The organism is Paenibacillus oleatilyticus (genome assembly GCF_018998565.1).
Taxonomy (GTDB): Bacteria; Bacillota; Bacilli; order Paenibacillales; family NBRC-103111; genus Paenibacillus_G; species Paenibacillus_G oleatilyticus.
The window spans coordinates 1-21,268 of the sequence record NZ_JAHNZO010000055.1 but is presented as its reverse complement, the minus strand read 5'-3'; the positions used below and the strand labels follow the sequence as shown (position 1 = coordinate 21,268).

Below are 21,268 nucleotides of genomic sequence, written 5' to 3'. Positions count from 1 at the left end.
CTGCGGCTCTGCGCGGCGCGGCGGCGCGCAAGCGTCCAAGCGGCGCTGGCGGCAAGCAGCACGGCGAGCGCTGCGACAGCCGCGACCGTCTGCTGCATCGCCGCCAGTGCGGCGGGGAGCAGCAGCGTTGCGCCGTAGAGAACATAAAGCGGGACGCCGGAAGAGCCGGAGCGGGCGTTCTCCAGCCCGGCCTGCGCTTCCAGACGGCTCAGCTTCTCACGGTCCTGCTCCCGCTCCGCTTCGAACCGGACCTCGCGCAGCGCCTCCTTCCATTCGTGGAACAAGCGCCTAGCCGTCCGAATCCGCTCCAGCCCTTCTTCCGCCGACATGCGATCGTCTTCGAGCGCGAAGCTCTTCTCGTCCCGGGCTCCATCAATGCTTCGGCTGCGACTCCCGTCGCCTTCATCGTCCCAAGCCTCGGCCCCGCTCCGGCCATCCGCCGGCCCAAACTCCCCCGTCCCGGACTCGCTTCGCAGCCGTTCGGCTTCCGCCTCCAACAGCGATTCGTTCTGCCTCCAGACGCGCCATTCCTCGCGGAAAGCAGACGCCTCCTCCCGGAGCATGACCGTCGAAGGGAGACGGTCCAGATGCTCCGTCGTCCATGCCGGGTGAATGCGGCGAAGCATCCGCTCCAGCTCCAGCCCGAGCTGCTCTTCTTCCGCTTCCGCCTCCGCCAGCGTCCGCTTTGCTTCTTCGTAGGCCGGAAGCCGGTCCAGCAAAGCTTCAAGCGCCGCCCGGCGCTCCAGCACCGCGCCCTCGGCCTCCGCTTCCGACTCGGCCGTCCGCAAGCTTTCCTTCAGATCGGACAGCGCAAGGGCGACACGGTCAAGCTCGACCGTGAGCCGCTCCCGCTCGGCAAGCACCGCTTCCATCCGCGGCAGCGCATCGGCCGGGAACGCATCCAGTGTCTCGGGCAGCTCCGCCAGCTCACGGCGCAGCTCCTCCCGCCGCAGCCAATGCGGCTGGGCGCGGATGCACCGCGCAAGCCAGTCGGCCTCGCGCTGGAGCTTGTCCAGCTCGCCCTCCAGCGTCTCCTGCTCCGCAGCAAGGCGGTTCGCCTCCGCCTCCAGCGCATTGTAGCGCTCCGCCCGGCCGCGGCTTTGCGCGAGCTCCGCTTCCGCCGCCGCCAGCTCCTGCAGCGCCCGGTTCATCAGCGGCGTGCGACCACGCGGGCGGTACAACTGCTCCAGCTCCTGCGCGAGCTTCTTATCCGCTCCGCGAATCACGCTGCCGCTTGCGCCGAGTCCCGCGCTGTACAAGAAGCTGCCGACCTCGCCCGATTGCAGCGTCCCGAGCTCCTGCAGCTCGGTCAGGCCAAAGGCGAACAGGCTGCGGAACAATTCCGGCGTAATCCCGCCCAAGAGCGCAGCCAGCTCCCGCTCGCCCCCGGCCGTTCCGTCCGGAAACGCCACGCGAACGCTGCCGGCCGCAGGGCCGCGCCCCCGTCCTCCGCTTGGGCGCTCCCACCGTTCGACCCGGTAACGGCGGCCTTGTTCGTCAACGAGCGTAATCGCCCCGCCTTGCCCGCCCTCCCCAGGAGCAGTCAGCCGCTCCGCCGAGCCGCCGCGGGGAAAGCCGAACAGCACATCCCGGATAAAGCCCAGAACGGTGCTTTTCCCCGCTTCGTTCGGGCCATAGAAGAGGGTGACCGGGGAATCCGCCAGAAGCTCCACCTCGTTTAGCACACCGTAGCGGCGAATCTCGAGCCGTTCGATTCTCATTCGCTCCACCCCGTCTCCGCGCCGCCGCCGTCCGCCAGCAGGTCAATCGCCAGCTCTTCGGCTTCCTGCAGCCATGCAGCCCATTCCTCGGGCCCCAACTCGCTTAGCAAAGCGGCAAGCTGCGGCTGCCCTATGAGCGGCGCCAACGCTTCCTCCGCGAAGGCCGACAGCCGCTCCGGGGATTCGCCGGCCTCCGACGCGAGACGCAGCAGATCGCCCAGAAACCCCGGCTTTGCGACCAAGTCTTCGCGTGAAACGGCCGCTCCGGTCCGATCCTCGATGCTCTCGATCCAGACGGCTTCCCCGCCGCTCTCTCTTAGCGCGGAAACCAGCCCCGCGAGCCATTCGCCGCGACGCATCACCGCATGTAGCGGCCCGCGTCCGGTCAGCGACAGACGCGCCAGAACCGCGCGTCCGTCCGCTGCCGCACAAGCCGCCTCCAGCTCTTCCTCCAGCGCATCCTTCAGCTGCTGCTCCGTCTCCAGCCCGGCAATGGACAGCTCCCGGACCTGCCAACGCACATCGTCCAGCGGCTGAAACCGCAGCTGCGTTTCACCGCCTGCCGCCACATCGACCACATAGCAGCCACGAGGGCCGGTTTCCCGGACGTGGCGGCCCTGCAGATTGCCGGGATACACAACCCAGGGCCGCTCATGAAGCACCCGGCGCGAATGAATATGGCCCAGCGCCCAATAGTCTACCCGCCCGCCTGTCAAATCCCGCAGGCTGCATGGCGCGTAATTGTCATGTCCCGCATCGCCATCCACATTCGTATGCAGTATTCCGATGTGATATAAGCCGTCGTTATGCCGGACATAGCCCGGCGTCAAATTATCCGTTACGGCTGAACGGCCGAACGATATGCCCGATACCCGCGCAACCGGCTCGCCGTCCCGTCCCCGAACAATGACGCTTTCCACCGCATCGCTCCCGAATACTTTTACCGTGTCCGGCCACCGCAGCTTCGCGCTATAGCCGTCGTGCAGCGGATCATGATTTCCATGAACGACAAAGGCGGGCACCCCGTGTCCCGCCAACGTTTCCAAAGCTTGCTGAAACCGCAGCTGAGCGCGCAGCGAACGGTCTTTCGCATCGTATATGTCGCCACTGACGACGATGAAATCCACTTGCTCGCGAACCGCCAGGTCGACGAGCCGTTCGAGCGCCGTGAACGTCGACGCCTTCACCCGCTCCCTCAGCGCGTCCGGCAGACCGGACAATCCCCGAAACGGACTGTCCAGGTGCAGATCCGCGGCATGAATAAACCGAAACCCCCGCGTCATTTCCGAATCCTCCGTCCTTGTCTTATCCCGCTTAAGAAGGCCCTACTCCGCCGGCGGCGCCTTGCGGTACGTCCGGTACACATTTCTGAGCTGCTGAACGACGCGCGTCATCGAGTACGTCTTGAGCGCCTTCTCCAGCGCTACACGCGACAGCTGATAGCGATACATCGGATCGCCGATCACCTTCTCCAGCGCCGTGGCCAACGCCTGAACGTCATTGACCGGAACAAGCAGACCGTTGGTGCCGTGCTCGATCTGCTCGGCAATGCCGCCGACGTTCGTGCCGACAACGGCCAGACCACAAAGCGCCGCCTCCGCAAACACCGAACCGAACGCTTCCGCCCGCGAAGGCAGGACAAACACGTCGAAGAACGGCATAAAGTCTTCCGGGTGAAGCATGTATCCGTAAAAAATCGTTTCCTCATAAATTCCGAGCTGCTGCGCAAGCTCCTCCAGCTCCGTACGGATCGGTCCGTCTCCGATCAGATGTAGCACGAACGGCTGCCCCCGGCGCTTCAGCTCCGCGCAGGCCTGCAGCAGCGTATCGAGCCCTTTGGCGGGCACAAGGCGGCATACCGAGATCAGCTGCGGCACCTGATTCTCGTGATGGACCGGACGGAACCGCTTCTCGTCGAAGCCGTTCGGAATGACCCCGATCCGCTCCGGCTCCTGCACGTACTCGGACAAGTAATGCTTGAACGAGTTGGATACCGTAATCAGCTGGTCCGCCTTTTCCTCCAGCTCGCGGTAAAGCGAGGTCAGGAAGGCATGCTCCGGGCCGTCTGCCGGAATTTTGCCGTTCAGCACAAGCTCGCGCTCATAGCTGGAGTGAACCGTCATGATCAGCGGGGTGTCCGGAAACAGCTGCTTCATGACCAGCCCGGCGATCGGATGATGGGCGTGAATCAAATCGTACGTCGACTTGATCCTCATCTTCGTCCACCAGATATAATCCTTTATCGTTTGTATGTATTTATCGACTACCGGATGGCCGGCAAACGGCTCCCAGTCGAACGTAGAGAAACGAATTTCCCCGGTGCCTTTGCCGCGCACCCGTTTGGGCAGCGAAAAGAGCTCCATCTCCCAGCCTCGTTTGTTGAAGCGGTCCAGCATGAAAGGAACCATGGAAGAAACCCCGCCAGGCTGTTCCGGCGGAAAAAATAACGCTTGAAGAATACGCATCCTACCCACCTCGGCCTCTCCCGTTGTTCGCGAAACGCAAGGGCGCTTCGTCACTACCATCCTAACAGTTCCGGAATGCGACGACAAGACTTCCCAAAACGAATATACGTTTGGTATAATCAGTTCCATGTACCCGTTTGCAAAGTGAGGCTTCTGCGCGTTTCATGAACAATCAGACGATTTGGGATTTGATCTTCGGACCGACCGGTTCGATCTTTATGCACTCGATGCTGAGCGTCATCATTGCGATGACGTTTCTCGTCTCGTTCCGACTGCTGCTGTCGCGCCGCAAAATCGGATACTTCTCCATGATCATTGCGCTCTTTATCCTGTTCGCCCAGCACATCCATCTCATCGAAAAGACCGTGACTCAAGACATAACCCCCGAGCAAGAATTCATCGCGCTGCTGCTCAAGCTGCTTGCCTTTGTCATGCTCAATATAGGCATTTATCAGCTGTATAACACAACCCGCAAGCGGGACTTCTTCGTCTTCGCCATCTTTATCCTGTTGACCGCCGCCGTCTCGGTGTCGTACTGGTTCGCTCCGGTCTGGCTGCAGGGCAGCGAGGATCAGTACAAATTGCTTCGTCCGCTCGGCATGGAGCTGTACTTGTTTTTGCTGCTGTTCCTGAGCTTCCTGCTCGTGAATTCCCGTATCGGCCAGAACGGGAAGTATCAGCTGATGCTGACCGTCTATTTTACGACCCACACGATTCATATGACCAACGTCTATTTATTTGACAGCAAACAGACCGTCCTGAACTTTCTGGAGCAAACGATTCCGTTCGTCTTTTACATCGTTCTGTTCCTGTTCATTTTCGAGCGGGTCATCGAGATCATGCAGGCCATTTACAACTCCTCCATTACCGACGGACTTACGAAGCTGTACAACCGGAAATATTTTTACAACCGCGTCACCCAATACGTGCAGCAGCAAGCGCCGGTATCGGTCATCTTCAGCGACATCGACAACTTCAAGAAGCTCAACGATACGAAAGGCCATCATATGGGAGATCAGGTGCTTAAGCAGGTAGCGCAGATCGTGAAGGAAGAAACGGAAGACTCCGGGATTTGCGGACGCTATGGCGGAGAAGAAATGGTCGTGCTGGTTACGGACCCGGAAGTGGATGCCGCAGGCTTGTCGGAGCGTATCCGAAGCCGTGTGGAGACGGAAACGATCGTGACGGTAAGCATGGGATACAGTTTGCTTAAAAAAGGGGTAAACGCGGAGGAATTGATCAAGCAGGCGGATGAAGCGATGTACAAGGCCAAGACGACCGGCAAAAACAAAATCGTCGGCTTCTAGGCCGACACCGGTCCGTACGCTCTCGGAAGAAAGGCGGGAAGCCGGCTTCCCGCTTCTGTCGCAGGTCTATTCTATGGTGAACAATTCCTCCAGAGGCTGCTCCAAAAGATCGCTGAGCTTCTTCGCCGTGCCCGGGCCGACGGCTTTGACCGAACGCTCCAGCAAGCTGATATAAGCATAGCTCAATCCCGAGAGCTGGGCCAGGTCCCGCTGAGTCATTCCTTTGACGATCCGGGCTCGTACGATCGCGTTCGTTTTGGCTTTAATTTTCATGGTTGCGGTCCTCCCCCTTGCTGAACAAAAACACACTACCATTATACATCAATTTTATTTACTTTTGCAACCAGATATGTTTACTATTGTTAAATCAAGTTTATTTGTACTTCCTATTTTTAACTGTTAATATATAGATATTCACCGTTTTTTACTTAACCTGTTTATTGCTTTGCCATTATTTCAATAATGTGGGTGTGTGCGATGGATTTCTACGATCAATTACGAGATATGCGCAAATTGAAAGGTTTCACCATTCGCGAGCTGGCAGACCGCTCCGGCGTATCGGCGGCCTATATTTCCCAGCTGGAGAACGGCAACCGCGGGGTCCCCTCGCCCGACGTGCTGATGAAGCTGTCCGAGGGATTGAACATTCCTTATACCGAGCTGATGCAAATCGCTGGCTACTTGGAGAAAACGGACTCCGACAAGGAGGAAGGAAGCTATAAGAAGCCGCGGGTGAACCTGCGCCGCTTTCTGCGCGAGAACGACCTGATCTTCGACGGAATCGAGCTGACCGAGACGGATAAGGAATGGATCGAGCGGATGCTAACCGTCATGTTCTGGAAAGAAAAGCAGCTTCACAAGGACGAGGAAACGACGGAAAGCCCCCGGGAAGCGGTGGAATTTTCGTATGAGTCGAAATGAACGGCAGGAAAGTCCGGCTCCCGGCAGCTCCGGGAGAACCGGACTTTTTTCATGCGAAGAGGAAAGGACCGCTGCCGTAAATACGGGCGGTCCTTCGGTTGTCACACGACGGATTAAATAGGCAGGCGCTTGCTTGATACGATCGTAGATACCGCGACTTTATTAATCAGCGTATCTCTTCCTTTGACTTCGATCAGAATCGTGTACCGGTCCGTCGATTTCAAGGTGCCTTGCATTTGGACGCCGTTCTTCGTAATTAGGGTGACAAGTATCTTTTCCGCGATGAGCCGATCCAAAAACCGGTTCTGCACATTATCCTGGATCTGCACGTTATCACTGCTTTTCGTCATGCGAGACATCCCTCTCTCTTTTTTAGGATTCCGTTCTATAGTACCACAACCGAATCTATTACTCTATTGTCAAGATAGACAAGGCCATGTAAACTATAAATAGAAAGTATCACGTTCCGCCAACATGCGTATACTGAAAAAGGAATGCGGATGCCGCGAACATCCGCACTCCCGCACAATAGCCGCTTCTCAGGGCGGTGGCTTAGACAAATTGTATGAGGATCAAGAAAGGACCGCTGCTTTGACCGAGGGCGGTCTATTTCTTTTTGTTAAGGTACGTTAGCAAAGCCAAGATGAACATCCCGAACCCGAACATCAAGGTAAGTGCTTGGTATACCTCCATAGGCCATCACCTCCGTTCCAGGAGGCTAGCCGACCGCCCTAAAAGCCATTCTATCGTGGTTTTTCCATTGTAACATATTATTCCATCGAACCCAAAATAAGCTTGTCCAACCGGAAAATCAACCGCCGCATGGGACCGAACAGTACGGACTTGCAGGACGCCCGACTTACGTGATCCGGAGCATCAGCCCGCGCTCTGCCGGGCTATCGCGGATTCCAAACCGGGAAATATTGCAAACGTCGGCAGGATCGTTTATGATTGACATTACAGTAGGTCAAAAAAAGAGGTGATTGCTTGTCTCCCCGAACGAAAGAGCAAAACGAAGAAATCCGGCTTCTCCGAGTGAAGCAAATTATGCAAGCTGCAGCCGAGGTATATTTGGAGCAGGGCATTACTATGGAAATGCGCGATGTCGCAACCAAAGCGAATTTGGGCTACGGCACCGTGTACCATTATTACAAAAACAAGCACGCTCTGCTCGACGACATGCTGTGGCAGGCGTTCCACGATGCCAGGCAAACGACCGAGGAAGCGTTCGGCGCACCCCGGCCCCCAGGGCAGCAGCTCCGCCTGTACGGTACGCTTCTGCTGCGGCAATGGTTTCGCGACCGGTCCGTCTATATTTTGTATAAGATGATCTGGGAAAACTTTCAGCAGGTCCCGGGCGGCCGCTTTCAAAAGCTGTACGATCAGTTCCAAACCGAGCTGTACCGTCCTCTCGTGTCGGCTATTCAACAGCTCGGGGCGCGGGAACCCGAGAAACGGGCGAATCTTCTGCTCGGTTCCATGATCGGCTGCGCCGGATTATGGATTCATCACGGCCATGAGGAGCCGGATACCGGCGAGATCGCCGATTCGTTAGTCCGCAGTATCGAAAAAGAAGGGACATTGACCCCATGATTATTTTGAAAACGAAGCAGGAAATTGAGCTTATGAAGCAAGCCGGCCAGTTGGTCGCCGCTTGTCACCGGGAAATCGCCAAGCTGGTGCAGCCCGGCATTACGACGTTTGAAATCGAAGATCTCGTCGATACGATGATCACGAAGCACGGCGGCCGACCGTTTACCAAAGGCTACAATGGGTACAAGTACGCCACCTGCGCCTCCGTCAACGATGTGATCGCCCACGGGTTTCCGAGCCGTACGCCTCTTCGGGAAGGCGACATCGTCACCATCGATATCGTCGCGGAACTCGACGGCTGGCTTGGCGATTCCGCCTGGTGCTACGCGGTAGGCTCCATTTCCGACGAAGCCCGGCGGCTGATGGAAGTGACCAAGCAATGCCTCGATCTCGGCATCGCTCAGGCCTTCGCCGGCAACCGCCTCGGGGATATCGCGTACGCGGTCCAATCCCATGCGGAGCAGAACGGCTACTCCGTCGTGCGCGATCTGCTTGCCCACGGCATCGGCAGGGATATGCACGAAGAGCCCAACTACGCTCATGTCGGGCTGCCCGGCAAAGGCGTACGTTTGAAGGAAGGCATGGTGTTTACGATCGAACCGATGCTCAATGCCGGCACACACCATATGTATATCGAAGCGGACGGCTGGACGGCCCGAACGGCAGACGGGCGGCTATCGGCTCAATATGAACATACGATTGCGATCACCGAAGACGGTCCGCTGGTGCTTACCGACCAAGCTATGGCTCGCTGACGCCGCAGCGCCCGCATAATTTTCGCTCCAACTAACGGATTCAGCCTTTGGTCCGCAGCCCTCCCGCCGGACGAAGGGCTGATTTTTGTTTCCATAAATTCGTGAATTTCGGCCAATTTGCCGCACATTCACCCCGCCTGACGCCCCTTGACCGAATCCATTTTTCTTCTCTACCCAGGACCCCAGCCCCTCAAAATCCTCTTTCGCCTTACGATCCATCGCATTTCGACAAAGCGAGGGGGACCATTCGCCCCGTAAGCTAAGACTAAAGAACCTTTTATGGTTTAGAAGGAAAATTTTTACTTAAAAGGGTATTGAAAAATTTAAAAATTGGTTTAATATAATTATCAAGTAGTCCCCGTTGGAATATTTTACCTGATGTTTCGACGAACTACGATTACCTCCTACGGTGTTACCTCAAAAGAATTAACCACTTGATGAAAGAGGTGATGCTTTCTAGCGAAAACCTTGTATCGTCACCCGACGCCCCTATTTTAGTTGTACATGCCTCATGCTTCCACTTCGATTTATTCTGCTTTGCCTCCAGATGTTCGCTTCTGTAGTAATCACCTTCGACGAGACCCGCTTTAAATTTGATTTGCATCCCGCCATCGGTTAAATCAATCGCAAATTCATTCTAAACCGATCGGAAAACAATTAAAAAAGGAGAGATGATGTTTATGTTAAAAGTATGGGCATCGGTTATTACAGGAGCATTTTTGCTCGGGAGCGTGCAAGCCGTGCATGCTGCTCCACAAGATCAACCCGCTCCGCTGGGGAACTTGGCCCCTAAATTGATTACCGGGGAAAGCTGGAGCGCGCCGCAAGGCGTATCGGGAGAGGAAAAAATCTGGAAGTATCTCGAATCCAAGCAGGAAAGCTTCCAGATCGGCAAATCCGTCGATCTGAAGAAGCAGTTGAAAATTATCGGGCAAACGACCGACGAGAAAACGGGAACCACGCATTACCGTCTGCAGCAGCTTGTAGGAGGCGTTCCCGTATACGGCGGCGTACAGACGATTCACGTCAACAAAGAAGGACAAGTCACCTCGCTGATCGGCAGCCTGCTTCCCGATCAGCAGCAGCAAGTTTCGAAAAGCTTGAATTCGCAAATCAGCGAAGCGCAGGCTATCGCCGTTGCCCAGAAAGATACCGAAGCCGCCATCGGCAAGCTGGGTGAACCGCAAAATGCGCCAAAAGCGGATCTGTACGTTTACTTGCACAACGGACAGCCGGTCCTCGCCTATGTGACGGAGGTTAACGTTCTTGAACCGGAGGCAGTCCGCACGCGCTACTTCATCAGCGCCGACGACGGCAGCATTTTGTTCAAGTACGACATCCTCGCTCACGCTACGGGCACCGGAAAAGGCGTGCTTGGGGACACGAAAACGTTCACAACCACCCAATCCGGCTCCAGCTATCAATTGAAGGATACGACTCGCGGACAAGGTATCGTTACTTACAGCGCAGGAAACCGGACATCTCTGCCCGGATCGCTGCTCACTAGTACAACCAATATTTGGAACGATGGCTCGGCGGTCGACGCGCATGCCTACACTGGCAAAGTGTACGATTACTATAAAAACAAATTTGGCCGCAACAGCATTGACGGCAACGGCCTCCAGCTCAAATCGACCGTGCACTACTCCAGCAGATACAACAATGCTTTCTGGAATGGCGTGCAGATGGTTTACGGAGACGGAGACGGCGTAACCTTCAGATCGTTCCCTGCCGATCCGGACGTTATCGGCCACGAATTGACTCACGGCGTTACGGAAAGAACGGCTAATCTGGAATACTACGGCGAGTCCGGGGCGCTGAACGAATCGATCTCCGATATTTTCGGGAATGCGATCGAAGGCAAAAACTGGCTGATCGGCGACTTGATAACCCTCAATGCGGGCGCTCTCCGTTCTATGGAAAATCCGAAGCTCTACAGACAGCCTGACCGCTATCAAGACCGTTACACCGGTCCTTCCGATAACGGTGGCGTGCATACGAACAGCGGTATCAACAACAAAGCCTTCTACCTGATCGCTCAAGGCGGCACGCACTATGGCGTAACCGTGAACGGGATCGGACGCAGTGCGGCTGAACAAATTTTCTACGACGCCCTCACGAATTACCTGACTCCGACTTCGAACTTCTCGGCCATCCGCGCCGCTGCCATTCAAGCGGCAACCGACTTGTTCGGAGCGAATTCCTCCCAAGTGGACGCCGTTAAAAAAGCATACACTGCCGTCGGCGTGAACTAATTTCAGAACGTAAAGCAAAGGGCTGCTCCCATTCGCAAATGAATGAGGGGCAGCCCCTTGAACTTTTTTATTGATAAGCTATCGGATCGGCCGTTCCCGCTTCATCGAAGCCTTTCAAGCGCAGCCGGCAGCTGTCGCAAACGCCGCACGCTTCCTCCTGCCCGTTGTAGCATGAGGTGGTCAAGTGATACGGCACGCCAAGCCGCATCCCTTCGCGAATAATTTCGGCTTTCGTCCAATGAATCAGCGGCGTTTCGATGCGAATCGGACCGCCTTCCACACCGACACGCGTCGCCAGCGCCATCACTTCCTCCACCTTCCGGATAAATTCCGGGCGGCAGTCCGGGTAGCCGCTGTAATCAAGCGCGTTGACGCCGATATAGATCGCTTCCGCTCCGATCGTCTCCGCGTAGGAAGTCGCGATCGAGAGAAACAGCAGATTACGGCCTGGCACGTAAGTCACGGGAATATCCGAATCGACCGCACCGCTCTCGCCGGCCGGCGGAACTTCAATCGATTCGTCGGTCAAGGCGCTGCCTCCGAACTCTTTCAAGAAGCCGAGCGCAATCACTTTATGGCGATTCGACGTTTTATAAAATTCGGCCACCTGCCGCGCGTTCTCGATCTCGCGCTTTTGGCGCTGCCCGTAATCGAACGTGATCGGGTAAACGTCGTACCCGGCGTCCTGAGCCATTCCCATGCAGGTTGTGCTGTCCAGCCCCCCGCTCAAAATAACGACTGCTTTTTTCATCGTTCTCACCTTCATTTCGCCTGGTTATACCCCGCGGGCCGCAGGGTCCCAAATGATTTTGTGCATCTGCATGTTCAGCTTCACGTGAGACAAGCCGTGCTCCAGCATCAGGCCGACCAGCTTGGCCGGAGGCATCGTTTCCCAAACCGGGCTGAACAGCGGGAGCGCCCGGGTCGGGTACGCTTCGAGCAGCGCTTTGGCCGCATCAAAATCCCGCTCGCTCCCGATCACGAACTTCAGCTCGTCCTGCGGACGCAGCTTCGCCAGATTCGTCGTGATCATCCGTTGCTCTTCACCGGAATCGGGCAGCTTGTAGTCCATAATGTAACGAACGATGGGCGATTCGATCCGCTCCAGAAAGGGCGTCAGATCGATGGCGCCGTTCGTCTCGATATGCAGATCGTCGTAGCGGCCGGTCGCAACCAGCGCCTCGATGAGCGCTGCGGATTTATCGCCATACAGGAGCGGCTCGCCCCCAGTCAGACAGACGTGCCGCGAACGGTAACGTCCCGCCTCGGCGACAATATCCTCGATCGTCATCGTAAATTCGGCCTCGGCCGGCGGGTAGCTGTACTTCGTATCGCACCACGTACAGCGCAGATTGCAGCTGAACAGCCTCACGAACACGGTCGGAAAGCCGGCGCGCGTGCCTTCGCCTTCGACCGTCTCGAAAATTTCCACCATCGGCAGCCGGATCATGCCGGATCATCTCCCATCAAGCGCGCCGTAACGGCCGCATAGCTGGTCGGCGTCTCCCACAGGCGGACTTCCTCCAGCCGCACCGCCGGGGACAACCCTTCGCTTCGCAGCGCGTCGCGAAGCTGCTCGTACATCCAGACGACCATATTTTCCGCGGTCGTATTCATCGGCGGCAGCACTTCGTTCAAGTAACGGTGATCCAGCCGGTCGATGATGCGTTCTTTTGCGATTCGCTTGATATCCGCAAAATCGATCGTAATGCCCCGGTCGTCAACCTTGCCGCGCATGACGACCTGAAGTTTATACGTATGCCCGTGCAGGCTTTTGCATTTGCCCTCGTAGCAATGCAAATGATGGGCGCTATCGAACGTAAATTCCTTGGAGACGAGCACTTCCCTGTCGTGATATTTAAGCTCGCTCCGCTGAATGTCTTCGCCTAACGTTTGTACTTTTTTCGGAATTTCGTATGTCATTCTCGTTCACCTCTCCCAAAAGGACCAAACAATTATAGCATGCCGTCTTGGCTTCTCACAATATGGCGAAGCTTGTATAATGTAGGGATACGACTGTCTAAAAGGAGTTCGACATGCCTCTATGATCCGTTTGCCCGAAGCTTATATCCAACAAATGCAAATGCAGCTTCAAGAAAGAGCCGAAGCGTTCCTGCGAAGCTACGAACAGCCCCGCACGCAGGGCTTGCGAATAAATCCCGCCAAAATCGATCCGAGGAGCGGCGGTCCCGTCCTGGAGCGTTTACGCGACACGTTCGGGCTGGAGCCCGTCCCTTGGTGCGAGACAGGCTTCTATTACCGGGAAGAAACGAAGCCCGGAAAACAGCCCTACCACGCGGCAGGGCTGTACTATATCCAAGAGCCGTCCGCCATGTCCGCCGTTGAGCTGCTGGACCCGCAGCCGGGGGACATCGTGCTTGACCTCGCTGCCGCACCGGGCGGGAAATCGACGCACATCGCCGGGAAGCTGGCGGGCCAAGGGCTGCTGATCAGCAATGAAATTCATCCGGTTCGCGCCAAGAGTTTATCCGAAAATATCGAGCGGATGGGCGTCACGAACGCCGTCGTCGTCAGCGCTGCGCCGCAGCAGCTTGCCGAGCGGTTCCCCCGCTTTTTTGATAAAATGATGGTCGACGCTCCCTGCTCGGGGGAAGGCATGTTCCGCAAAGACCCGGAGGCGATCGCCGAATGGTCGCCGGCTCACGTCGAGATGTGCGCGGCGCGGCAGCTCGACATTCTGCAATCTGCGGTTGCGATGCTCAAGCCGGGCGGACGGCTCGCCTATTCCACCTGCACGTTCAACGAGCAGGAGAACGAGCGCACGGTCAACGAGCTGCTCCGCCAATATCCGGAGCTGCAGCTTGAACGGACGGAGCGGATTTGGCCGCACCTGCACCGCGGCGAGGGGCATTTTGTCGCCGTGCTGCGGCTGGAAGGGACGCCGGACGAGCCGAATGCGTCGATGACGGGCTCGGCAGCCCCGCGTACGCGACAAGCCGGCAAAGCGAAGCGCGGCACCGGACGCCCGGAGGAGGCAGCCATGCGGCTGTTCCAGCGGTTCGCCGAGGAGGCGCTTGCGGCCGGATTCACGCTTCCGCCGGGCGAGCCGGTTTTGTTCGGCGAGCAGCTCTACCTGCTGCCCGCGCCAGCCGGTATCCCGTTCGGCAGCGCGATGCTTCAAGGGCTCAAGACGCTGCGCCCCGGCCTTCACCTTGCCGAGGTGAAGAAGGACCGCGCGGAGCCGGCGCATGCGCTGGCCCTTGCGCTGACGAATGCCGCCCAAGCCCGGCTTGCGGTGGATCTGGCCGCAGGGAGCGGCGAAGCGGAACGCTACCTCCGGGGCGAGACCGTAGACGGCTCCGAATCGCGCAGCGGCTGGACCTTGATCACGGTGGACGGCTTCCCGCTCGGCTGGGGCAAGCAATCCGGAACGCAGGTCAAAAACCATTATCCGAAAGGGCTGCGCCGGTAATTCCTCTTCCTTCCCATGCACACCCTTGGCAAAAAAGCAGCATGCGATCGATTGCGAACGCATGCTGCTTTTCGTATAGCAGAAGCCTAAACTTTAAATTTCGCGACGGTTTCTTGAAGCTCCTCCGCCATTTTGCTCAGCAACGCGGAGGAAGAGGCGATTTCTTCCATAGAAGCAAGCTGCTCTTCCGTGCTTGCCGCCACTTGTTCGATGCACGCCGCGGTATCTTCGGAAATGTTCGATACGGCATCGACGGCGTTCAAGACATTTTCGGAATTTGCGGCCATTCCTTGCGTCGCTTGCGAGACCTGGGCGATTTGAACGGCTACGCTGTCCAGCGAGCTCAGGATTTGTTCAAACGACTTGCCTGCCATGTCCGCTTTTAGCATTCCCTGCTCCACTTCGTTCGTCACCGTTTCCATGCTGGCCGCGGTCATGTCCGTATCCTTTTGAATAGCGGCGATCAATTGCGAAATCTGCTTGGCCGAAGCGCTGGACTGCTCCGCCAATTTCTTGATTTCGGTGGCGACAACCGCAAAGCCTTTCCCCTGCTCTCCGGCCCTCGCAGCTTCGATGGACGCATTGAGCGCCAGCAGATTGGTCTGGGAAGCAATTTCCGTAATCACGGTTGTGAAGGATACAATTTGCTTGGAACGGTCCCCGAGTCCCGTCACATCGTCGGACAGCGTCTTCACTTTTTGCCCGATGGCATTCATTTGATCGATAACGGTCCGGATCGCTTCCGTGCCATCTTGAGCCGTCTCTTGCGTATGCTGCGCCGAATCGGAGACGGCGTCGGTATTATGGGAGATGGCCTGCAGCTGGGAGGCCATGTCGTTCATCTCCCGGTTCGTTTCGCCGATTTGCACCACTTGCTGCGCCGAGCCGTTGGCGATTTCTTGAACCGCCTGAGCCACCTGCTTGCCCGCTTCCGTAATTTGCTCGGAGCTCGCTGAAAGCTGTTCGGCGGACGCGGCAAGCTGCATCGCATTGTCGTTAACTTTGTAGATCAAGGCTCGCAACGACGAAGCCATTTTATTAAAGTTCGAGCTTAATACCCCCAGTTCGTCGGCACGGGCGATCTCGATTTGTTTCGTCAAATCGCCTTCGCTGATCAACAGCGAGGCTTCGTTAATTTTCCGCAGCGGCTTCAGAATCGAGAAAATAATCGCCGCCACCATCAAAGAGCCGATCAATGTGGACAAAACCAGCACGATAAGCGTAGATTTCAAAATCGGAGAAGCCGCATCGGCAATTTCCGATTCATACATGGTGCCGGCGATTTTCCAACCCGAAGACGCATTGGTGGAAAACATCATTTTCTTCAAGACGCCGTCCATCTTGTACTGGAAATATCCTGTATCGGTTTTGTATAAATTGCTCGTCATCTCGCCCTCGGGCATTGGACTTCCGATTTCGCTGGTAGGATGATACACGTATTTCCGGTCCTGATCCGAAATGAAAACAAACCCTTCCTTGCCGATGCTTACCGTACGGGTGATTTCGGCAAGCTTTTTGGTCGAGATCGACATGGCAGCGACGCCCCGGCCGTCGACCGTTTCTTTCGCAACGGTGAACACCAGATTCCCCGTGGCCGAGGAGATATAGGGAGAGGTGATGACGATCTTGCCCTTGTTTTCTACCGCCTGCTTAAACCAGGCGCGCTCGCGAGGGTCGTAATCGGCAGCCATTTTGGTCACGTCGGCGGAATCCATATACAAGCCGTTCTTGGTACCGACGAAAACCATATCGGCATCCTTTTCGATTTCCCGGTACATCAGAAGCTGGCGGCGCACCGAATCCTGCACCCCGATATTGGAGTTGTCCGCCGCTTTTACGGCGCTTAAGTCAACGGTACGCGACAACGCGTCCACCTGCTGCATCTTGGACGCGAAAAAATCGTTCAATAAGGCATCGATCAGCTCGACGGCTTCCTTTGACGAGTTCACCATTTGGCTGTCCACGTTTTGCCTTGCCGTTTGGTATGAGACATACGAGAGCAGCACCGTAGGAACAAGCAGTATGACCACAAAGGTAAAGATGAGTTTGTTTTTAATCGTAAAAAATACTTTGTCGTTCGTAAATCTTTTCCATTTGCTCCGAATTTGCAACCTGTTCATTTTTCTGCCCGCCCTTAGATGAAATTTATTAAATATTTGAACGATGTCCCATTATATTAATTCGACAGATGACAACGTATTTTTTAACGGTATTTTTTTACAATCGATGCACGGCGAGGTGAATGAATAAAAAACGAAAACAAAAGAAATAGCCTGTTGAGGATCTCAACAGGCTTGGGCTGTCCCGAAAGGACAGTCTATTTTTCACTCGCTTTGGCTTTGACGCGAAAGGCCGAACAATGCGGCCCATATAATGACGAAGCCGACCAGTTGGTCCGGCGTAACGGCTTGTTGGAACACCAGCCAGTTGATCAGCAAGCCGACCGCCGGAAAAGACAGCTCGGCCAACGTTGCATAAGAAGCTTTCGTATCGGTCAATCCCCGGTAGTAAAGTAAGAGGCTGAGCAGCCCCGGTATGAAAGCGCCCATAACCAAATTAACGATCACCGCGCCCCAAGCGATTGAGTGCGCAGGCTGAACGAGCGCCATTCCCTGGCCCGCCGACAAAGCCAGAAGCAGCGGCAGCGCCAGCAGGAAACGGAGGGCCGTCACCGTCTCGAATTTCATTTGACCGAGCATCAGCCTGCCCATTACCGTCGAGCCGCCCCATAGCGCAGCCGCTCCGATGGAGAGCAATCCGCTCCAGGTCGCGATATCGCCCCAATGCCCGATCGGCGCCTTCCAGCCGAACGTCAGCAGATAGGTGCCGAGAAGCGCGAGAATCAAGAGCAGCGCAAAGCGTCGCGGCAAGCTTTCTTTCAGCACGATCCGGGCCAGAATGATCGCAAACAGCGGCTGCAGTTTTTGCAGCAGCAGCACGGCATTCGGATTGCCGTGAGCGAACGCGGACGTGAACAGGATCGTCGCCAGCGCCGAGCCACCCCACGAGATGAACAGCAGAGCCATAAGATGGCGCAGCTTCAAGCCCCGCAGCTCCTGCCTGTGCAGCCAGACGACCGGCAAGGCGTAGACGAGCAGCAGCACGTGCTCGATCAAAACAATTTGCGTAGAAGTAAACGATTTAAGCAGCAGGATACGGAATAAAGGGTCGACGCCCCATAGCGCCGAGCCGAGCACAACAAACCATAGTCCGCTCCGCATGTTTACTTTGGCCGTAGCAACACGGCCACTTAACCCGACAGTCGAAACTCTGTCCATATTCAACAACCTCCCAAGGTGTTTGAACAGGACCCTTCGAAAAGAAGTCAGCCCCGCTATCGGTTAAGATAACGGGGCATATGCAAATAAGCTCACCATGAGCCGTTTTTTTGACAAAACGATTCAAAAACCGGTATGCCTACTTTGTGACCTTCTCCCATCCGGACTATACCGTCGGCCTTGGAATTGCACCAAGTCAGTCGTCTGTTCCGCTGCGGGAATCGACGAGTCGCGGGCTTGAGCTCTGTACGAGCCTTCACCGCCGGTCGGGATTTTCACCCTGCCCCGAAGGTCCAAATTCAATTAGAAAGCATTTTATCATATGCTTTTCGCTTTCAGCAAGTCTTTTTTTGCAATTAATGGACGTTTTCCGTTTCGAAGAGCACTTCTTCGATCAGCCGGTTGTTGTGCATCATGGTCAAGTTAAGCGCGGAGTAATCTTTCTCCTTATCAAGCTCCTCCATCAGCAGGGTCGCAATAAGCTCCCGGTCGTCGGTGCTGCCGGGCTCGCGGAAATCGATAAAGCCGGTCAGCTGGCGCTCGCTGATATCCACCGTGGCCGTGCCGATCGGAAGACCGCCCCGGGACTGCTGATAAATTTCGTAGGTCAGCACTCCCCTGTCATCACGGACGAGCATAACCGTATACGGCTTGTCTTCGTCGTCCCCGCTCCACAGTACCTCGGAGTCGTCCTCCTCCACCAGCAAATCCTCGTGGGTCAGCTGAATCACTTCGAAAATCTCGTTGTCGAAGCTCATTGCAATTTCGAAGCGGTCCACTTCATCCTCGTCGAAATCGAGCACTAGCAGATCGGCCGCGATATCCAGCTCGGCTTCGGTCGGTTCGATCATCCAAAAGACGGTGCCGGTCACTTCGCGGTCTTCGATTTGAAGAAGTACCTCGGCGACAAAATCTTCGTCTCTATCGTAGAGATGGTATTCCAGTCCGTCCTCGTCTTCGCCGACCAGCACCAGCTCGAAATCCGCCATGGTGAAGTCGTCCCGCTCCCCAGGGGTCTCGTCTTCAAGACGCGTCTCGTTATCGATCCAATCCGTGTCGTAATCGAAATCTTCTTCCGTCGAAACGACCCCGGCATAGGCAGACGCTTCCCGTTCCGAAGCGATCACATGGTCAAAGCTGCTGTAGGTGACCATCACCTCGCACCCTTTTGCCTGCAGAGCGTCCAGCAGGGAGTCCACATACTGGTGGACCGCATCGAATACCTCGTCTTTCTCCGCGTCGTCAAGCACTTCCTTCTCCAATTGGAGCGCGCCTGCGATTCGGTCGGATTCACGGAAGACGAGAGTTAACGTGCCCACAAACCGATTTTTGAACATGATGTCGCTGACTTCACCGCCCGCCGTCCTCAGATCCGGTCTTAAGCTGACATGCGTCATTCGGGTCCCCTCCAATCAGGTTATGCACTCGCGCAGTGCGGAGTTATCTACCCTCATAGCATGTCCCTCCCTGACGGAAAACTATGCGCGAAGCTCCCGCGAAGGGAGCACATAACGGCGGAGCGCTTCGTACACGCCGTCGTCGTTATTGGATAGCGTGACGGCATCGGCGGCCTCTTTGACCGCGTCCGGGGAATTATCCATCGCTATCCCGAGCCCGGCAAACCGGATCATATCGATGTCGTTGTAATAGTTGCCCACGGCAACGATTTGCTCGGGAGCAATGTCCCATTGGGCGGCGAGTGCCTGCAGCGCACGGCCTTTGGACACCTCCTTCGACATCATGTCGACAAAGTGCACCCCGCTTCTCAGCGCATGAACGCTCGGAGGCAGCGATACTCGCGCCAGATCCCGCTCGACCGCATCCATCTCTTCCTCCGACCCGAACATCGTAAGCTTGACGAGCGGAACGGTCATACTCAGCACGTCCTCCACCCGTTCGGGAGAAACCATGTACTTCTCGTACATTGCCGCTTCCCGCTCGCCTACTTTCTCGACGTACATATCCAGCGCGGTGTTCACATCAAAATGCACCTTCTGTTCGCGGCAATAGCGGATGAGCTCGGCGATAGTCTGCACCTCGAAGCCGAATTGATGCAGCAGCTTCGGCCCCGGCGTCTCGACGGTCGCCGCCCCGTTATGCGTGATCAGCACGCCGGTCAGGCCCAGACGCTCCAGCACCGGGATCGCATTGGCCGGCCCCCGACCGGTGCACAATACGATCCGGGCCCCTGCTTCGTGCGCCGTGCGCAGCGCTTCCACCGTTATGTCCGTTACTTCATAATCGTCGTTCAAAAGCGTACCGTCCACGTCAAGCGCAATGATGCGATAGTTCATTTCTTCTCCGCTCCCTTGTACTTCTTCTCTCTATTGTCAGATTAAAAAGCTATTCCCCATGGGCCAGCAGGCTTTGCCGCTCCGCCTCCGTCAGTTCCCGCAACTGCCCGAGCGGCAGCTCCGGATCCAGCTTCAACGGTCCCATGGACAGCCGTTTCAGATAGGTCACCTGCTTCCCGACGGCTTGAAACATGCGTTTCACTTGATGAAACTTACCTTCATGGATGGTCAATTCGATGCGGGAAAGCTCGCCCGCTTCGGGGCGGCCGCAGTGCAGCACGATCAATTCGGCCGGCATCGTCACATAGCCGTCATCGAGTGTGACGCCGCGCGCGAACGCGTCCATGTCGCTTTGGTTCACGGCGCCGTTCACTTCGGCATAATACGTTTTCGGAACATGCTTTCGCGGCGATAGCAGGTTGTGCGCCAGCTTGCCATCGTTCGTCAGCAGCAGCAGCCCTTCGGTGTCTTTGTCCAGCCGCCCGACCGGGAATAGGTCAAAATGCGAGTACTGCTCATCCAGCAGATCGAGCACGGTCCTGTCCCGTGTATCTTCCGTCGCGGACACGACGCCTTGCGGCTTATGCAGCATCAGGTAGACGAACTCGCGGTAGACTACCGGCTCGCCGTCGACCGTAATGCGATCCCGCTCGGGGTTCACCTGCATTCCGCTGTCCTTCGCCGTTTTGCCGTCGACGCTGACGACGCCGCGCTTCACGAGCTGTTTGATTTCGCTGCGGGTGCCGAAGCCCGTATGAGCCAGCAGCTTGTCCAGACGTAGCGTTGCTTTCATCTTATGTCCACCTCCAACCGGGGGGATATTCGTTCTTCAGCATCCCGTCCTGCGCTTTCGCCCAGCCGACGGGATACCCGTCTATACACACGAGGACATGTCCTTTGGCGGGAACGCCGTCCGCTGCGGTTCGAAGCTCGCCCGGGGCGAGCTCCAGCGTCTCACCCTTCAAATACCGCACGGCCCGCGGATCGTCGGCCGTGAACGTCACCGTGCGCAGCGCCTCTTCCGCGCGCAGCCCCATCGCCAGCGCGTGCGAAGGCGTGAAGCGCTGCTTGGTTACGCTGCCGAGGTACCATCCGGGGCGGATGACCCGGATGCCGTCCAGCGGCGGCAGCCCCGCCGGCGCGGCGTACACGTGCTCGCCGCGGCATTCGAGCTCGGCCGCGCCGTACGGCGCCGCGGCCAGCTGCTCTGCCGCGAAGCGGGCCAGCGCCTCGCGCGGGTCCGCGG

At 56.8% G+C, this 21,268-nt stretch carries 21 protein-coding genes and 1 riboswitch; of the genes, 6 read left to right on the top strand and 15 right to left on the bottom strand.

Going from position 1 to position 21,268, the window contains the following annotated elements; all coding sequences use genetic code 11:
• The 3 genes from KQX66_RS35930 to KQX66_RS35920 all read right to left on the bottom strand — a co-directional run.
• On the bottom strand, window positions 1-1,721 hold a 1,721-nt coding region (locus tag KQX66_RS35930; RefSeq protein ID WP_216798319.1), incomplete at its 3' end, for an AAA family ATPase.
• A complete protein-coding gene (locus tag KQX66_RS35925; protein WP_216798318.1) occupies window positions 1,718-3,004 on the bottom strand; it encodes a metallophosphoesterase family protein in 1,287 nt (428 codons plus the stop codon). The genes KQX66_RS35930 and KQX66_RS35925, both read right to left, overlap by 4 nt.
• A 42-nt stretch (window positions 3,005-3,046) precedes the next feature.
• Window positions 3,047-4,186 (bottom strand): glycosyltransferase family 4 protein, encoded by a 1,140-nt coding sequence (locus KQX66_RS35920; protein ID WP_216798317.1) that lies wholly within the window; start codon window positions 4,184-4,186, stop codon window positions 3,047-3,049.
• A 164-nt stretch (window positions 4,187-4,350) separates the two neighbouring features.
• Here KQX66_RS35920 and KQX66_RS35915 point away from each other — a divergent pair, with 164 nt between their 5' ends.
• Window positions 4,351-5,493, top strand: coding sequence for a GGDEF domain-containing protein (locus tag KQX66_RS35915; protein WP_216798316.1), 1,143 nt, complete (start codon window positions 4,351-4,353; stop codon window positions 5,491-5,493).
• 66 nt (window positions 5,494-5,559) lie between these two features.
• Here the strand turns inward: KQX66_RS35915 and KQX66_RS35910 are convergent, their stop codons facing one another.
• Entirely contained in the window at window positions 5,560-5,766 is a 207-nt protein-coding gene (locus KQX66_RS35910; RefSeq protein ID WP_010498610.1) for a helix-turn-helix domain-containing protein, read from the bottom strand.
• Window positions 5,767-5,970: 204 nt separating this feature from the next.
• Here KQX66_RS35910 and KQX66_RS35905 point away from each other — a divergent pair, with 204 nt between their 5' ends.
• Complete coding sequence (locus tag KQX66_RS35905) at window positions 5,971-6,414, top strand: helix-turn-helix domain-containing protein (RefSeq protein ID WP_216798315.1); 444 nt, start codon at window positions 5,971-5,973, stop codon at window positions 6,412-6,414.
• A 113-nt stretch (window positions 6,415-6,527) separates the two neighbouring features.
• Here KQX66_RS35905 and KQX66_RS35900 read toward each other — a convergent pair whose 3' ends face one another.
• Complete coding sequence (locus tag KQX66_RS35900; RefSeq protein ID WP_253957666.1) at window positions 6,528-6,764, bottom strand: RNA chaperone Hfq; 237 nt, start codon at window positions 6,762-6,764, stop codon at window positions 6,528-6,530.
• A 256-nt stretch (window positions 6,765-7,020) separates the two neighbouring features.
• Window positions 7,021-7,107, bottom strand: a complete 87-nt coding sequence (locus KQX66_RS37690) for a putative holin-like toxin (protein WP_108531390.1) — start codon at window positions 7,105-7,107, stop codon at window positions 7,021-7,023.
• 294 nt (window positions 7,108-7,401) lie between these two features.
• On the opposite strand from KQX66_RS37690, the gene KQX66_RS35895 reads away from it, so the two are divergent.
• The 3 genes from KQX66_RS35895 to KQX66_RS35885 all read left to right on the top strand — a co-directional run bounded on the left by KQX66_RS35895 (window position 7,402) and on the right by KQX66_RS35885 (window position 11,017).
• A complete protein-coding gene (locus KQX66_RS35895) occupies window positions 7,402-8,007 on the top strand; it encodes a TetR/AcrR family transcriptional regulator (RefSeq protein ID WP_216798313.1) in 606 nt (201 codons plus the stop codon).
• On the top strand, window positions 8,004-8,762 hold the full coding sequence (map, locus tag KQX66_RS35890; RefSeq protein WP_216798312.1) for a type I methionyl aminopeptidase: 759 nt from the start codon (window positions 8,004-8,006) through the stop codon (window positions 8,760-8,762). Before KQX66_RS35895 ends, map begins: the two co-directional genes overlap by 4 nt.
• Window positions 8,763-9,442: 680 nt before the next feature.
• Window positions 9,443-11,017, top strand: coding sequence for a M4 family metallopeptidase (locus tag KQX66_RS35885; protein ID WP_216798311.1), 1,575 nt, complete (start codon window positions 9,443-9,445; stop codon window positions 11,015-11,017).
• A gap of 67 nt (window positions 11,018-11,084) precedes the next feature.
• Here KQX66_RS35885 and queC read toward each other — a convergent pair whose 3' ends face one another.
• From queC to queD, 3 genes are read right to left on the bottom strand one after another with little or no spacing between them, the layout of a single operon-like run.
• A complete protein-coding gene (gene queC, locus KQX66_RS35880) occupies window positions 11,085-11,768 on the bottom strand; it encodes a 7-cyano-7-deazaguanine synthase QueC (protein ID WP_216798320.1) in 684 nt (227 codons plus the stop codon).
• Window positions 11,769-11,792: 24 nt separating this feature from the next.
• Entirely contained in the window at window positions 11,793-12,467 is a 675-nt protein-coding gene (locus KQX66_RS35875; RefSeq protein ID WP_216798310.1) for a 7-carboxy-7-deazaguanine synthase QueE, read from the bottom strand.
• The gene (gene queD / locus KQX66_RS35870; RefSeq protein WP_216798309.1) at window positions 12,464-12,940 is read right to left on the bottom strand and encodes a 6-carboxytetrahydropterin synthase QueD; all 477 of its coding nucleotides are present in this window, start codon (window positions 12,938-12,940) and stop codon (window positions 12,464-12,466) included. Before queD ends, KQX66_RS35875 begins: the two co-directional genes overlap by 4 nt.
• 121 nt (window positions 12,941-13,061) lie before the next feature.
• On the opposite strand from queD, the gene KQX66_RS35865 reads away from it, so the two are divergent.
• Entirely contained in the window at window positions 13,062-14,450 is a 1,389-nt protein-coding gene (locus tag KQX66_RS35865; RefSeq protein WP_216798308.1) for an RsmB/NOP family class I SAM-dependent RNA methyltransferase, read from the top strand.
• 86 nt (window positions 14,451-14,536) lie between these two features.
• Here the strand turns inward: KQX66_RS35865 and KQX66_RS35860 are convergent, their stop codons facing one another.
• From KQX66_RS35860 to KQX66_RS35835, 6 genes are all read right to left on the bottom strand, one after another.
• Window positions 14,537-16,570 (bottom strand): methyl-accepting chemotaxis protein, encoded by a 2,034-nt coding sequence (locus tag KQX66_RS35860; RefSeq protein WP_216798307.1) that lies wholly within the window; start codon window positions 16,568-16,570, stop codon window positions 14,537-14,539.
• A 204-nt stretch (window positions 16,571-16,774) separates the two neighbouring features.
• Window positions 16,775-17,728 (bottom strand): DMT family transporter, encoded by a 954-nt coding sequence (locus KQX66_RS35855; RefSeq protein ID WP_216798306.1) that lies wholly within the window; start codon window positions 17,726-17,728, stop codon window positions 16,775-16,777.
• A gap of 145 nt (window positions 17,729-17,873) precedes the next feature.
• Window positions 17,874-18,025, bottom strand: a riboswitch (FMN riboswitch).
• A 59-nt stretch (window positions 18,026-18,084) separates the two neighbouring features.
• Window positions 18,085-19,125, bottom strand: a complete 1,041-nt coding sequence (locus KQX66_RS35850; RefSeq protein ID WP_216798305.1) for a hypothetical protein — start codon at window positions 19,123-19,125, stop codon at window positions 18,085-18,087.
• Between the two features lie 81 nt (window positions 19,126-19,206).
• On the bottom strand, window positions 19,207-20,022 hold the full coding sequence (locus tag KQX66_RS35845; RefSeq protein WP_216798304.1) for a Cof-type HAD-IIB family hydrolase: 816 nt from the start codon (window positions 20,020-20,022) through the stop codon (window positions 19,207-19,209).
• 49 nt (window positions 20,023-20,071) lie between these two features.
• Complete coding sequence (locus KQX66_RS35840; protein ID WP_216798303.1) at window positions 20,072-20,815, bottom strand: pseudouridine synthase; 744 nt, start codon at window positions 20,813-20,815, stop codon at window positions 20,072-20,074.
• Between the two features lies 1 nt (window position 20,816).
• On the bottom strand, window positions 20,817-21,268 hold a 452-nt coding region (locus KQX66_RS35835), incomplete at its 5' end, for an RsmF rRNA methyltransferase first C-terminal domain-containing protein (RefSeq protein ID WP_216798302.1).

What these genes read in the sequence shown, in the direction of transcription:
- KQX66_RS35925 (WP_216798318.1), bottom strand. Translation starts at nt 3,004, where the DNA reads ATGACGCGGGGGTTTCGGTTTATTCATGCCGCGGATCTGCACCTGGAC.
- KQX66_RS35920 (WP_216798317.1), bottom strand. Translation starts at nt 4,186, where the DNA reads ATGCGTATTCTTCAAGCGTTATTTTTTCCGCCGGAACAGCCTGGCGGG.
- KQX66_RS35915 (WP_216798316.1), top strand. Translation starts at nt 4,351, where the DNA reads ATGAACAATCAGACGATTTGGGATTTGATCTTCGGACCGACCGGTTCG.
- KQX66_RS35910 (WP_010498610.1), bottom strand. Translation starts at nt 5,766, where the DNA reads ATGAAAATTAAAGCCAAAACGAACGCGATCGTACGAGCCCGGATCGTC.
- KQX66_RS35905 (WP_216798315.1), top strand. Translation starts at nt 5,971, where the DNA reads ATGGATTTCTACGATCAATTACGAGATATGCGCAAATTGAAAGGTTTC.
- KQX66_RS35900 (WP_253957666.1), bottom strand. Translation starts at nt 6,764, where the DNA reads ATGACGAAAAGCAGTGATAACGTGCAGATCCAGGATAATGTGCAGAAC.
- KQX66_RS37690 (WP_108531390.1), bottom strand. Translation starts at nt 7,107, where the DNA reads ATGGAGGTATACCAAGCACTTACCTTGATGTTCGGGTTCGGGATGTTC.
- map (WP_216798312.1), top strand. Translation starts at nt 8,004, where the DNA reads ATGATTATTTTGAAAACGAAGCAGGAAATTGAGCTTATGAAGCAAGCC.
- KQX66_RS35885 (WP_216798311.1), top strand. Translation starts at nt 9,443, where the DNA reads ATGTTAAAAGTATGGGCATCGGTTATTACAGGAGCATTTTTGCTCGGG.
- queC (WP_216798320.1), bottom strand. Translation starts at nt 11,768, where the DNA reads ATGAAAAAAGCAGTCGTTATTTTGAGCGGGGGGCTGGACAGCACAACC.
- KQX66_RS35875 (WP_216798310.1), bottom strand. Translation starts at nt 12,467, where the DNA reads ATGATCCGGCTGCCGATGGTGGAAATTTTCGAGACGGTCGAAGGCGAA.
- queD (WP_216798309.1), bottom strand. Translation starts at nt 12,940, where the DNA reads ATGACATACGAAATTCCGAAAAAAGTACAAACGTTAGGCGAAGACATT.
- KQX66_RS35865 (WP_216798308.1), top strand. Translation starts at nt 13,062, where the DNA reads ATGATCCGTTTGCCCGAAGCTTATATCCAACAAATGCAAATGCAGCTT.
- KQX66_RS35860 (WP_216798307.1), bottom strand. Translation starts at nt 16,570, where the DNA reads ATGAACAGGTTGCAAATTCGGAGCAAATGGAAAAGATTTACGAACGAC.
- KQX66_RS35855 (WP_216798306.1), bottom strand. Translation starts at nt 17,728, where the DNA reads ATGGACAGAGTTTCGACTGTCGGGTTAAGTGGCCGTGTTGCTACGGCC.
- KQX66_RS35850 (WP_216798305.1), bottom strand. Translation starts at nt 19,125, where the DNA reads ATGACGCATGTCAGCTTAAGACCGGATCTGAGGACGGCGGGCGGTGAA.
- KQX66_RS35845 (WP_216798304.1), bottom strand. Translation starts at nt 20,022, where the DNA reads ATGAACTATCGCATCATTGCGCTTGACGTGGACGGTACGCTTTTGAAC.
- KQX66_RS35840 (WP_216798303.1), bottom strand. Translation starts at nt 20,815, where the DNA reads ATGAAAGCAACGCTACGTCTGGACAAGCTGCTGGCTCATACGGGCTTC.